Here is a 12862-nt window from a genome sequence, read left to right on the forward strand (position 1 = left end):
CGTTCATTTGTAGATCGGTGCGCGTTTTTCGAGGAACGCGGTGATGCCTTCGAGACCGTCGCGATGATGCAGCGACGCGACGAAGTTATCGCGCTCGGCGACCAGATGATCAGCGAGCGGCTGCGTACCGGCCGCGGCGATCAGCCCCTTGATGCGCGCGACCGAATTGGGCGAAATCGCGCCGAGCTCGTCGGCCCAGGCGAGCGCGTTATCGAGCGCGGTGCCGGCTTTGGTGAGCCGGTTGACGACGCCGAGTTCGTGCAGACGCGCGGCGCCGATCGGCTTGGCTTCGATCAGTACCTCGGTGGCCAGCTGGCGCGGCAGCGCCTCGGCGAGAAACCACGAGCCGCCGCCGTCGGGCGTCAGACCGACGCGCGCGTAGGACATCGCGAATTTGGCGTTGTCCGCGGCGACGATCAGATCGCAGGCGAGCGCGAGCGAAAATCCCGCGCCTGCCGCCGCGCCTTCCACCGCGGCAATGACCGGCTTCGACGATAGCCGCAGTGCCGAAATCCATTGAGCGAGCATGTCGATGCTATCGGCTTGCACGGAGGGATCTTTCGCGCGATTTTCGAGCAGGCGGTTCAGGTTGCCGCCCGCGCAAAAGAAGTTATCGGCGCCGGTGATCACGACGGCGCGAATCGACGGATCGCGCTCGACGGTATCGAATGCCTCGATGCCCGCGGCGTACATGTCCGGATGCAGCGCGTTGCGCGCACCGGGGTTCGACAGCGTGAGGACCAGCGTGGATTCGCTGCTGGCCGGGCGTGAAGCGAGCAGGGCGGCGCTCATGATTGGGTCTCCGTTGGGATGTCGGTGGCGTCGCGCTGGGTGAGCGCAAGGCCGAGTTGCGCGCGTCTTGCGAGCCACGGCGACGGACGATAGCGCGGTTCGCCGAGCACGCTGTGCATGTTGCGCAGGATCGTGAGAATGGTGGTGGCGCCGAGCGCGTCGCCGAGCGCGAGCGGTCCGCGCGGGTAGCCGAGGCCGAGCATGACGGCGAGGTCGATGTCCTCCGGCGTCGCGATCTGCTTCTGCGCGATGTCGCAGCCGATGTTGACGATCGTCGCGACCACCCGCTGCGCGACGAAGCCGGTCGAATCGCGGATCACGGTGACGGGGATGCCGTCGGCGGCGAACAGCGCATGCGCGCTATCGCGCGCGGCGCGTGTCGTGGCCGGCGTGGTCATCAGCGTGCGGCGTTGCGCGCCGACGAGCGGGAACAGGGCATCGACGGCGACGACGCGGCTCGCGTCGAGCGCTTCGTCGACCGCGGCCGTGGTCGCGTCGTGGCCGAACGGCGTGACGACGATCAGCGAACCGGCGGCGGGCGTCGCGCCTTCGTCGAGCTTTACGCCCGCTTTGCCGACCAGTTGCACGACGGCCTCATACGCGTCGCGGTAGCGTTGGCTGACCCACACGCTTTGCGGCAGCGTGGTCGGAGCGGGCGCTTCGGCGGCAACCTGCTGCTTGTCGTCCACGTAGCGATAGAAACCTTCGCCGCTCTTGCGGCCGAGCAGTCCGCCCGATAGCCGCGTGCCCGTGATCGGCGACGGCGTGTAACGCGGTTCTTCGTAGAACTGGTGATAGATCGACTCCATCACCGGATGCGACACGTCGAGCGCGGTCAGGTCCAGCAGCTCGAACGGCCCGAGGCGAAAGCCGGCCTGCTCGCGCATGATGCGGTCGATGTCCGCAAAGCTCGCGACGCCTTCGCCCGCCACGCGCAAGCCCTCGGTATTCATGCCGCGGCCCGCGTGATTGACGATGAAGCCCGGCATGTCCTTCGCGCGCACCGGCGTGTGGCCCATGCGGCGGGCGAGATCCATCAGCGCGTCGCCGGCTTCGGGGTCGCTGCGCAGGCCGTCGATCACTTCGACGACCTTCATCAGTGGCACCGGATTGAAGAAGTGATAGCCGACCACGCGCGACGGATCGGTGCAGCCCGCGGCAATCGCGGTGATCGACAGCGACGACGTATTCGACGCGAGGATGCAGCGGCCGCTGACCACGGTTTCGAGCTCGCGAAACAGCGCCTGCTTCACCTCGAGCTTTTCGACGATCGCCTCGACGACGAGATCGCAGCCGACCAGTTCGCTGATCGCCTGCACGCCGCTCACGTTGGCGAGCGCGGCGAGCGAGCGCGACTGCTCCAGCTTGCCTTTGGCCGTCAATTTGGCGAAAGTCTCCGCGAGATAGTCGCGCGCGGCGCCGACGGCGGCCGCGTGGGTGTCGTAGAGCCGCACGCGCAGGCCAGCGAGCGCCGCGATTTGCGCGATACCGCGGCCCATCGCGCCGGTGCCGACGATGCCGATGGTCTCGATGCTGAAATTGCGAGAGTTCATTGTGATGCCCGACTCCACGGTTATTTTAGAATAGCACGATCGTGCAATTTCTTGGATGATTCGATGGAAAGCCGCTACTTCAACCTCGACGCACGGTCTCACACACCATGACACAAGGAGACACCCCATGATCAAACTGTGCGGTTTTGCGCTGTCCAACTACTACAACAAGGTCAAGTTCGTGCTGCTCGAACATGGCATCGAGTTCGAGGAGCAGTTCGTGAAGCCGAGTCAGGAAGAAGCGCTGCTCGAGCATTCGCCGCTCGGCAAGGTGCCATATCTGCAGACCGAGCACGGCGACCTCTGCGAGTCGCAGTGCATCGTCGAATATCTGGCTGCGCGTTTTCCCGACAAGCGGATCTTCTGCGCCGATCCGTGGCAGGCCGCCAAGGAACGCGAAATGATCTTTTTCGTCGATGTACATCTCGAGCTGACAGTGCGCAATCTGTACAAGGAAGCGTTTTTCGGCGGCACGGTCAGCGACGCGACGAAAGGGCGCGTCGAGAAGCTGCTCACGCATCACATCGCCGGTTTCAAACGGATCGCGAAGTTCTCGCCGTATCTGTGCGGCGAGCAATTCAGCGTGGCGGATACCGCCGGCTACGTGAGCCTGCCGCTCGTCGGTATGGCGACACAGACCATTTACGGCCGCGATCTTCTGCTCGAAGCGGGGATCGACTGGAAGCGCTACGTGAAGACGATCAACCCGCGGCCGGCTGCGCAGCGCGTGACGGAGGATCGCAAGGCCTGTGTCGCGGCATCGCGTGCGTCCTGAGGGAATGAGCGCAGTGCCATGAAGCGCGCATGGGTGCGAAGCGCACACCCGTGCCGCGCAGCGCGATGGCAAGTAACGTGGGTTCGTTCGTGGCATCGCGCAAGGCATCCTAGAGCCGCGCGAGCCGTTCGAGCGCGGTAGCGAGCGTGCCTTCCTGCTTGGCGAAGCAGAAGCGCACCACGCCCGACTCGTGCGCCTCGTGATAGAACGCCGAGACCGGAATCGCCGCGACGCCGATTTCGCCGGTCAGCCATTGCGCGAATTCGGCTTCGGGCAGGTCGCTGATCGCCGAATAGTCGACGCACTGAAAATACGTGCCCGTGCACGGTAGCAGCCTGAAGCGCGAATTCGCGAGGCCCGCGTGGAAGAAATCGCGCTTGCGCTGATAGAACGCCGGTAGCTCCACGTACGGCGCCGGGTCTTTCATGTAATCGGCGAGGCCGATCTGCATCGGTGTGTTGACGGTGAACACGTTGAACTGGTGCACCTTGCGGAACTCGGCGGTCAGCGCGGCGGGCGCGGCCACATAGCCGACTTTCCAGCCCGTTACGTGGTAGGTCTTGCCGAAGCTCGACACGACGAAGCTGCGCTGCGCGAGTTGCGGATAACGCGCGACGCTTTCATGCGGCGCGCCGTCGTAGACCATGTGCTCGTACACCTCGTCGGACAGGATCAGCAGGTTGGTGCCGCGCACGATCTCCTCGAGCTTGCGCATGTCCTGTTCGCGCCACACGGTGCCGGTCGGATTGTGCGGCGTATTGATCATGATGAGCCGCGTCTTCGGCGTGATCGCGGCGGCGAGCTTGTCGAACGGGATCGCGTAGTCGGGTGCGTCGAGCGTGACGAAGACCGGCTTGCCGCCCGCGAGTTCGATCGACGGCAGATAGCTGTCGTAGGTCGGTTCGATCACGATCACTTCGTCGCCGGGATGGACAGTGCAAAGAATCGCGGTCAGCAACGCCTGTGTGGCGCCCGCGGTCACGGTGATTTCGCTATTGGCGTCGTAGTGGCGGCCGTACAGATTCGCGATCTTGTCCGAAATCGCCTGACGCAGCGGCAGCACACCGGCCATCGGCGGATACTGGTTGTGACCGTTGCGCATCGCGTTCGCGACCGCGTCGACGATGCGCGGATCGCAGGCGAAGTCGGGAAAGCCCTGACCCAGATTCACCGCGCCTTTTTCCGCGGCGAGCGCGCTCATCACGGTGAAAATTGTCGTGCCGACGTTCGGCAGGCGAGACGGAAACGTGGGGCTCGTGGGCGTGTCGTGCGGTGCGTTCATGGCGTCGTGGGTAGCAGGGCGATAAGGTGGGCCGGTTCTCGAACTGTCGTTGCGAAGGGCGAAGCCTGATTGTAGGGAATCGCGACACGCTGTGCGCGCCGCGGGTGTCACGTTGATCGTCAGAAGCCGCCTGACGATGAACCTTCAACATGCGCTCGGCTCAACGCGCCGCACGGACGGTCGGATTCACGCGTTGACGGGCTCGCCCCCAGCATTCTGCGCGATGCCGATTGCCGCGACGAACGGTGCCGGTTGCGCGATCCTGAAGCCGAAGTCGCGCGCGACGCGTTTCGCGAGCTTCAGCACCGCACGGTCTTTCGACACGAGCCAGTCGGCCTGCGCCGCATGCGCAAGCTCGAGAAACTTCTGATCGTCGCGATCCTTGCATTGGGGCAGCGGCCGCGCGTCGGCGGCGGACTCGGTCGGCTCACACGGCTTGACCAGTTGCGCCAGCCGCGCGACGACCGCGAGCGCAGCGGCTTTGTCGACACTGCGGTGCGCGAACTGCGGATAGTCGAGCACGTAGGCGAGCTCGGCGAGGCAGCGCGCGTCGATCAGCGCGGCGAGCGCGCCGCTTTCGAGCGCGGCGGCGATCGGCCGCGTGTGAGGGTCGTCGAATACGAGTATGTCGATCCAGACATTGGAATCGAGTACGACGCGCAACGCGCCGCTTGAGGCGAGGGAACCGGGCATTCGTTACAATCGGGCTTTCGTCTTTGACCGCCAGGCACGGCGTGCCTGCAAGCCTCTATGATAATCGTTCTGTCGCCGGCGAAATCGCTCGACTACGACACCCCGCCGCACGTCAAAAAGCACACGATCCCCGATTTCGTCGATGACGCCGCCGAACTGATCAGCGGCCTGCGCCGTTTGTCGCCGCAACAGATCGCTTCGCTGATGAGCATTTCCGATCAGCTCGCGCACCTCAATTTTCAGCGTTACGCGGACTGGTCGCCGCAATTCGGCATGCACAACGCCAAGCAGGCGGTGCTCGCTTTCAACGGCGACGTGTACGAAGGTTTCGATGCGAAGACGTTGTCGTCGGCCGATCTCGACTATGCGCAGAATCACGTGCGGGTGCTGTCGGGCCTCTACGGCCTGCTGCGTCCGCTCGATCTGCTGCAGCCGTACCGGCTCGAAATGGGCACGCGCTTCGTCAATCCGCGCGGCAAGGATCTGTACGCGTTCTGGGGCGAGCGGATCACGCACGCGTTGAACGCGCAGTTGAAGAAGAATGCGGCCACCTCGCGCGTGCTGGTCAATTGCGCATCGGGCGAATACTTCAAGTCGGTCAAGCCGAAGCTGCTCGACGCGCCGGTCGTCACGCCGGTGTTCGAAGACTGGAAGGGCGGCCGCTACAAGATCATCAGCTTCCATGCAAAACGCGCGCGCGGCTTGATGGCGCGCTTCGCGGTGGAAAATCGCCTCGATCGTCCCGAGCAGTTGAAGGACTTCGAGACCGAAGGCTACGCGTTCAGTGCCGAAGCCTCGAACGACTCCACTTTCGTATTTCGCCGCCGCGTTGCGGAATAAGCGTGCCGCTGCGCTAAAAAGGCAGCGTGAATTCAGGCAGGGAAGACTCCGATGACGTTATCGATTACGAGCAATTTCGACGCAGGCGCAGTTGATGTGTTGTCCTGCGAGGACGCCGGCAATATTCGCCTGCGCGTACGGCCCGACAGCCACGCCGAGTTCGCGCAGTGGTTCTATTTCCGCCTGTCGGGCGCGGCGGGCGAGCGCTGCGTGATGACCTTCGAGAACGCCGCCGCGTGCGCGTTCGCGGAGGGCTGGCGCGACTATCGGGCGGTCGCGAGCTACGACCGCGTGAACTGGTTTCGCGTGCCGACGTCGTACGACGGCCGCGTGCTGACGATCGACCATACGCCCGATTTCGACAGCATCTACTACGCGTACTTCGAACCGTACAGCGAGGAGCGTCATGCCGAGTTTCTCGGCGCCGTGCAGCAGATGCCGCACGCGTCGCTGACCGAACTCGGCAAGACGGTCGAAGGCCGGCCGATTTCGCTGCTCACGCTCGGCACGCCGCCCGCCAACGATGCCGCCAACGCCGCGCCCAAAAAGAACATCTGGCTGATTGCCCGGCAGCATCCGGGCGAGACGATGGCCGAATGGTTCATCGAGGGGTTCGTGAAGCGCCTCGCCGGTTGGGGCGATTGGGCGGGCGACCCGGTCGCGCGCAAGCTCTACGATCATGCGGTGTTTCACATCGTGCCGAACATGAATCCGGACGGCAGCGTGCGCGGCAATCTGCGCACCAACGCGGCCGGCGCGAACCTGAATCGCGAATGGATGGAGCCGGATGCCGCGCGCAGTCCCGAGGTACTGGTGGTGCGCGACGCGATTCATGCGATAGGCTGCGACCTGTTCTTCGATATTCATGGCGACGAGGCATTGCCGTATGTGTTCGTCGCGGGCTCCGAAATGTTGCCGGGCTTCACCGAGCGGCAGGGCCGCGAGCAGACGGCGTTCATCGAGGCGTTCAAGCACGCGAGTCCGGATTTTCAGGACAAGTATGGCTATGCGGCGAGCAAGTATCGCGAGGATGCGTTGAAGCTCGCGTCGAAGTACATCGGCAACGAATTCGGCTGTCTGTCGTTGACGTTGGAAATGCCGTTCAAGGACAACGCAAATCTGCCCGACGAGCGGGTCGGCTGGAACGGCGAGCGCAGCGCATCGCTTGGCGCCGCAATGTTGCAAGCGATCCTGCGACACGTGGAGACGTTCGCCTGAAGAAGCGGACGGATGGACACAAAAAACGAGGCGCGCACGGCAAAAGTGCGTGCCTCGTTTTTTATTGGGGCGACTGATCGGACGGTGGCGCGGCTCGATCAGCGCCAGATGTCATTGGCTCTTCTTCTTCGAGCTCTTGTTTGCCGATTTGCTCGACGTCGTGCGCGACGATTGGCCCGAGCCTGTCTTCGACGACTTCTTCGACGTCTTGCCGCCGACCGCGTGCTTGCCTTTGCCGCCTTTGTGCTTGCCCGATCCCGCGCTAGGCGCGCGGTTTGGCGGTACCGGATCGTTCCAGCTGAACGCGAGCATTTGCGAGCCGACGTAGCCGCAGCGGAATTTCAGATCGGCCGGCTCGCCCGAGTTGTCCTGGCGCACGCCGACGCCCTCGACGGTGACGATGCTGTCCACCTTGACGCGCTGCTTGCCTTCGTCGAACGAGTCGTTCCATGGCGTGACCGACGAGTGCGCACTGTCGAACGAACTGGACGGGAATTCGACGTGGTCGAAAGCGGTCGACGTGCTCGCGACGAAGTCGCCATGCGCGGCGCAGTCCGCGACGAGCGGATCCGCGTGCATTTCGGTGATAAATCTTTTGACGAGGTCGTTGTGCTGTTCGAGCTGATCAGCGAGTGCGGGAGCCGCGCAGATGAGCGAGAGACTCGCTGCGCAGGCTGCCAACCGGCCGATCACCCGCAGCAACCGGCTCGGTACATTGGTGCGATCCATCTAGTTCTTTAGACGCAAATGGGAGATGAGGCAAATAAGATGCCCTGCGTAAGGGTTGAGTTCAATGTTGCTGCAAATATTCTGCCTTGTCCTGGCGGGGACGCCCGGAAAGTCTCCAGTGACGAGGCGCTGATTATCACAGATGCGCCGCACGCGACGTCAAAGCGCGCATTCTCAGGTGCGCGGGCCGCCCAGACGATAGCGCCGCACGTCGTAGGTGGTCACCCACGCGGGACGGTAGACCGCGATCAGCGCGGTCGCCATGCCAGTGAACCATGCTTCGCCGGTGGCGAGCAGCAGCACGCTGAGCGCGTAGCCGATCGGCACCACGGTCATCGAACCGCCGGACACCGCGATATGGATGCCGAGCGCTGCCGCAGCCGTCAACGACACGGCAATGGCGGGCGAAACGAAGCCCTGGCCGAAGATGAACATGAAAAGATTGCGCGGTAGCCACGCGGTGCAGATGCGCTGGAGCAAGGTCGAGATGGCGACGGGCAGGGCTCCGTACACGAGGAACGTCAGCGCGATGCCCTGCCACGGCGCATCGAAGACGACGGCGGCCAGACCCGCGACCACCGCCATCGCGATCAGGGCGAGCCCCCAGTCGAACAGCGTGACGACGAGCGTGGCGCCGAGCAGGTGCATCACGGTGCCGTCGTCGAGCCAGGCGTTGCTCGACCACAGCACCGACACCGCGACGATTATCGCGAGCCAGACATGCTGGAGCGTGCCGTCCTGAAGTCTTTTGAAAGGTTTTTTCCACAGCGCGAGCGCGATCACCATCGCAGTGGCAATCCAGCCACCGACAGCGACCCAAAACGGAAGCGGTGTGTAGAGGAAACCCATGTGTCTCATATTACTCGTTGGACGACAAAAGGTGTGAGCGGATTCCATGCCAGCCCACCCTCGACGCTGCGCGCATGCGGACGTTCCAACCCATGCGCGCGGCGTGCCCCGCACCCCGCGTCATGCGGAACCCGGCCCGACCGACTTCCGCGCGGGCCGGCCGGGTGGGGCCTCACCGTACGACGTGGCGGGCTCCGCGGCCATCGGTAGCGCGCTGCTGGTGTCGCTGCCCGGCAACGGATACTGGAAGCGCGCACGTGTGCGGCGCCGGAGCGGAACTGGGCCAGGCTGCCCGCGGATGACCGGCCGCGCGCTGTGCTCGCCGTTGTTGCGCAGCACTTGCAAATGATTCGTGAGCCATCCGTTGTAAAGCGCGACCGCGGCGGCGCGATTGGGCGCACCAAGTTGCTGGAATATGCTCGTCAGGTGGATCTTGACCGTACCTTCGCTAATGCCGAGCGTGCGCGCGATCATCTTGTTGGTGCTGCCCATGTGCACGCAGCGCATGATCTGCTCCTGCCGCGGTGACAGCCCGCCCGAGAGTTTGTTGCGGCGGGGCGGCGGACTTTCTTCGTCGAACGTACGGATCGCGGTGTCGGTCGGCAGCGGCGGATCGATCGCCAGCGCGCCGGGCGGCACGTAGTGACCGCCGAGCAGCACCATTTCCAATGCGCGCACGATCAGGCAGGGATCGGTGTCGCGTGGAACAACGCCGAGCACACCTTCGTCCATCAGCGCGCGCACGAGCGCGGGCAAAGTCCCGTCGGTGAGCACGCTGATGCGCAGGTCCGGAAAGTGGCTGAGCAACGCGCGCACCTGCGCAACCGACATCCAGTCCTCCCAGTCGATCACGACGAGATCAGGCCGATAACGCTTGAACGGACGTTCGAGCAGACGCCATTCATCGGCTTCTGTGAAGCGTGCCAGCCGGTCGATCTGCCGCAGCAAGGCCTTGAGTCCATCACGTCGTTCTGCGTTTGAATTGAGAATCGCGAAGCGCATGCATGTCTCCAGATGTATCGGGCGAAATGGCGCGACGCATCTGTGGGACTCGTGGAGCTGACTCGATCACGGCGATGCGTCACCGTGCCTATGATGACAAATTCCCTTCGTTTTGACGGCTGTCCAAAAGGCATAAGAAATGCGGACAATCAACAAAAAAGCCCCGTGTATACGGGGCTTTTTTGCGATAAGGCAGGGATGTCGACTTCGAAATCAATGGAAATGGGGTTGCGCGGGCTCGGCGTCTTCGGGCATTTCCGCGTGGACGATTTCGCCGAGCGGGTCCGCATACAGTGGCACGCCGCAGTCGTCGCAATATTCCGGCTCGAAGCGGCCCGCGTGGCGGCGCACATCCGTGATGCCGGTTTCCTTGAGCAGCGCGACGATTTCGTCGAGCGGTTCGTCCGAGCCGGTGATTTCCTCCGGCTCCTCGTCGATGCCCGCCTCGCCGTTTTCGCGGCCGTAGAGTGGCCACACGACACCGTAGATCACGTCGTTGCTGCCCTTGCGCGTGAAGCCGACGCGGTACTCGTCGATGCGCCGTTCGCCGAAGCCGGCGACCACCGCGCGCAGATCCTGCGGCGCCGCGCCAATAGTGTCGAAAAGATAACGCACGGCGGTACGCACGGTGTGCGGACGCACACTTTCATCGGCGTCGCGGCACGCCGAGTAGTACGCATCCGGCAGCAGACATTCGAATTCGCAGCCCGGCAGCACGACCGACAGATTCGCGCCGCCTTGGGTGGCCCATTGTTCGAGACATTGGCCGCGCTCGATGCGAGCGCCGTGCTCTTCTTCCTGCCAGCGGAACGTCGCGTCGCCGACGGGAGCGGCGACTACGGCGAGCAGAAAGCGCGGGTCCGCCAGAATCGGCGAGGTCTCCGGCAGTTCGCCGAAATTGAGCTTCGAGTTGCCGCCGCCGACCGCGGCTTGCGCAAGTTGCTGGGCGATGCGCCACGTTTCGACGTGATGGCGCGGCAACTGGTCGATGCTGAACAGGAACGGAGCCATTGCCACGCGCGTGTTGGCGGCGAGCACGTGCGCTTGCAGGTGTGCGCGCAGGGCGTCGGCGGCGTCGGACTTGAGCGGGCCGGACGGAATCACGTAGCGGGTCCAGGCGAGCACAGGCGCGGCGATCAGCAGCGCTTCATAAGACACGCCTTCATATTCGATCACGAACGATTCGCTGTGCGTTTCCGCCATGTCGGCCAGCGCGCCGTAGGCATCCGGATGGTTTTGCTGCAGATGGTCGAGCGCGGCGTCTAGCGTAGTCTGGTTGGCGTTGCGCACGACTTTGGCCAGCAGCGCGTCGAGCTTCGCTTCCCAGAAGCGATCTTCGGTACGGCTGCCCGAGGCGAAAAGCGCGAGCGAGAGACCGACGAGCTTGTCGGCGTCGGGAGGGAGACGTTTGGTGATTCGCGAGCGCATAAATCCAGAAAAATTGGGGGCACGGAACCTTATATTCTAGTCTTTTCCAGGCAGCTATATGGATTGGCCAGCAATCTCCGGGCAATTTGGGCGCTTTCATCTCAAAAAATGCGGTCGCCACCGGCACAGTCGCAAGCGACTCGCAACACCCTGGCGGGATGGTATAAGACACCCCGGACGCCCAACTCGCTTCTATACTGACGGCGTTCAGCGGGCGCCTGACGGGCGTGTGTCATGTCATTGCCACGGTCTGGCGCAATAGGAGATTCATCGTGAAATCTGACCAACTGATCGAGCGACTTGCCGCGGTATTCGCATTGATTGTGCTCGTGGGTGGGTCGTTGCTGGTGCTGGCGCCATTTACGACCGCGCTGCTGTGGGGCGCCATCCTCAGCTACAGTTCCTGGGGACTCTACCGGCGACTCACTGGCGTGGTCGGCGGGCGGCGCAAGCTGGCCGCGACCTTGATCGTGCTGATTATTCTGGTCGTGGTGCTCGGGCCGTTCGTCTATGCGGGTTTCGCGTTCGGCGCGCATGTTCACGACATCGTTGCGCTGGTGCAAAGACTTTTCGAGTCGGGGTTGCCCGATCTGCCGCCGTGGGTGCAGCGGATCCCGCTGGTTGGTTCGAGCATCGAGGCCTTTTGGGAGCGCTTGACCAGCAGCAATTCCGAGTTGATCGCGCAATTGCACACGCTCGCCGCGCCGGCTGGGAAGTGGATTCTGGCGGCGGCGCTTGCGGTGACGCATGGGCTGGGGCTGCTGGCGTTGAGCATCGTGCTCGCGTTTTTCTTTTATACCGGTGGCGAGGGGGCGGCCGCCTGGCTGAACGCCGGCATGCGTCGAGTAGCCGGTGAGCGCGCCGAGTATCTGCTGGCGCTGGCGGGCAGCACGGTGAAGGGGGTGGTCTACGGGATTCTTGGTACGGCCCTCGTACAGGCGGTTCTCGCGGGATTCGGTTTCTGGATGGCGGGCGTACCGGCGCCGGCGTTGCTCGGGCTCGTGACGTTTTTTCTGTCGGTGGTGCCGGGCGGTCCGGTCATTGTCTGGTTGCCGGCAGCGATCTGGCTGTATCAGGGCGGGTCGACTGGATGGGCGATTTTTGTGGTCATATGGGGCCTGCTGGTAGTCGGCATGGCCGACAACGTCATCAAGCCGATCCTGATTGGCAAAAACAGTGACATGCCGTTGATTCTGGTGATGCTCGGCATCCTCGGCGGCGCGTTTGCGTTTGGTTTTCTTGGTGTTTTCATCGGCCCGACGTTGCTGGCGGTCGCTTATACCGTGCTGCATGATTGGACGATCGGCGCATCCGCCGCCCAGACGCTGGCGCCCGAAGTGAAAACCCCATCGATAGACGATCCGGGCCGTATGGGAAAGATCCCCTAAGGAAAACCCCAGGATTTCGCTTGCAAGTTCGGGCTGCGGCGACTAGAATTCCGGTCTTTCGTGCTCCGGACGCCGGGGTGCGGAGAAGCGGGAAGCCTTTGATGGCGTGGGCTTCGGCGGCGTGGGCAGGTTAGGCGAGTGATAAAAACCTGTTGACGATCCGGTGGAAGTTCTCCATAATTCCGCTTCTCTGCTGCAGACGCAGCGACGCAAACGAAGCGGTGCCGGGTAGTGGTGGTTCAGGCGCGGCGGGTTTGGCGGACCGATCTTTAAAAACTAACAGTCGATAAGTGTGGGCGCTTGATGCGGAATG

13 protein-coding genes are annotated in these 12862 nt (G+C 63.5%); 4 read left to right on the forward strand and 9 right to left on the reverse strand.

The genetic code is table 11. The features are described from left to right. Positions 1-3 precede the first annotated feature (3 nt). Complete coding sequence (locus HWY30_RS15795) at positions 4-792, reverse strand: oxepin-CoA hydrolase, alternative type (RefSeq protein WP_090803799.1); 789 nt, start codon at positions 790-792, stop codon at positions 4-6. Further along, on the reverse strand, positions 789-2345 hold the full coding sequence (locus HWY30_RS15800) for a 3-hydroxyacyl-CoA dehydrogenase (protein ID WP_090803800.1): 1557 nt from the start codon (positions 2343-2345) through the stop codon (positions 789-791). Before HWY30_RS15800 ends, HWY30_RS15795 begins: the two co-directional genes overlap by 4 nt. A gap of 127 nt (positions 2346-2472) precedes the next feature. Between HWY30_RS15800 and HWY30_RS15805 the strand changes: the two genes are divergently transcribed. Further along, positions 2473-3120 (forward strand): glutathione S-transferase family protein, encoded by a 648-nt coding sequence (locus HWY30_RS15805; protein WP_090803802.1) that lies wholly within the window; start codon positions 2473-2475, stop codon positions 3118-3120. 109 nt (positions 3121-3229) lie between these two features. On the opposite strand, the gene HWY30_RS15810 is transcribed toward HWY30_RS15805, so the two are convergent. Further along, on the reverse strand, positions 3230-4402 hold the full coding sequence (locus tag HWY30_RS15810) for a pyridoxal phosphate-dependent aminotransferase (RefSeq protein ID WP_090803804.1): 1173 nt from the start codon (positions 4400-4402) through the stop codon (positions 3230-3232). A 186-nt stretch (positions 4403-4588) separates the two neighbouring features. Then, positions 4589-5095 carry a putative toxin-antitoxin system toxin component, PIN family gene (locus HWY30_RS15815; RefSeq protein WP_090803806.1) on the reverse strand — a complete coding sequence of 169 codons (507 nt, stop codon included), beginning with the start codon at positions 5093-5095 and terminating at the stop codon, positions 4589-4591. Between the two features lie 57 nt (positions 5096-5152). Between HWY30_RS15815 and yaaA the strand changes: the two genes are divergently transcribed. Together yaaA and HWY30_RS15825 are read left to right on the forward strand one after the other, a co-directional pair. Beyond that, positions 5153-5935, forward strand: coding sequence for a peroxide stress protein YaaA (gene yaaA / locus HWY30_RS15820; protein WP_090803807.1), 783 nt, complete (start codon positions 5153-5155; stop codon positions 5933-5935). Positions 5936-5986: 51 nt separating this feature from the next. Further along, a complete protein-coding gene (locus HWY30_RS15825; protein WP_090803809.1) occupies positions 5987-7153 on the forward strand; it encodes a M14 family metallopeptidase in 1167 nt (388 codons plus the stop codon). Between the two features lie 111 nt (positions 7154-7264). Here HWY30_RS15825 and HWY30_RS15830 read toward each other — a convergent pair whose 3' ends face one another. The 4 genes from HWY30_RS15830 to HWY30_RS15845 form a co-directional block, all read right to left on the reverse strand. Next, positions 7265-7882: a BspC domain-containing protein gene (locus HWY30_RS15830; RefSeq protein ID WP_090803811.1), complete on the reverse strand. Its 618-nt coding sequence runs from the start codon at positions 7880-7882 to the stop codon at positions 7265-7267. 174 nt (positions 7883-8056) lie between these two features. After that, a complete protein-coding gene (locus HWY30_RS15835) occupies positions 8057-8731 on the reverse strand; it encodes an energy-coupling factor ABC transporter permease (RefSeq protein ID WP_090803813.1) in 675 nt (224 codons plus the stop codon). Positions 8732-8851: 120 nt separating this feature from the next. Continuing rightward, on the reverse strand, positions 8852-9733 hold the full coding sequence (locus tag HWY30_RS15840; RefSeq protein WP_090803814.1) for a response regulator transcription factor: 882 nt from the start codon (positions 9731-9733) through the stop codon (positions 8852-8854). 213 nt (positions 9734-9946) lie between these two features. Beyond that, complete coding sequence (locus HWY30_RS15845; protein ID WP_090803816.1) at positions 9947-11161, reverse strand: DUF2863 family protein; 1215 nt, start codon at positions 11159-11161, stop codon at positions 9947-9949. Between the two features lie 272 nt (positions 11162-11433). On the opposite strand from HWY30_RS15845, the gene HWY30_RS15850 reads away from it, so the two are divergent. Then, the gene (locus HWY30_RS15850; RefSeq protein ID WP_090803817.1) at positions 11434-12549 is read left to right on the forward strand and encodes an AI-2E family transporter; all 1116 of its coding nucleotides are present in this window, start codon (positions 11434-11436) and stop codon (positions 12547-12549) included. A gap of 130 nt (positions 12550-12679) precedes the next feature. On the opposite strand, the gene HWY30_RS41065 is transcribed toward HWY30_RS15850, so the two are convergent. Further along, on the reverse strand, positions 12680-12862 hold a 183-nt coding region (locus HWY30_RS41065; protein WP_208524315.1), incomplete at its 5' end, for a hypothetical protein.

This window comes from Paraburkholderia tuberum STM678 (assembly GCF_902833905.1).
GTDB lineage: Bacteria > Pseudomonadota > Gammaproteobacteria > Burkholderiales > Burkholderiaceae > Paraburkholderia > Paraburkholderia tuberum.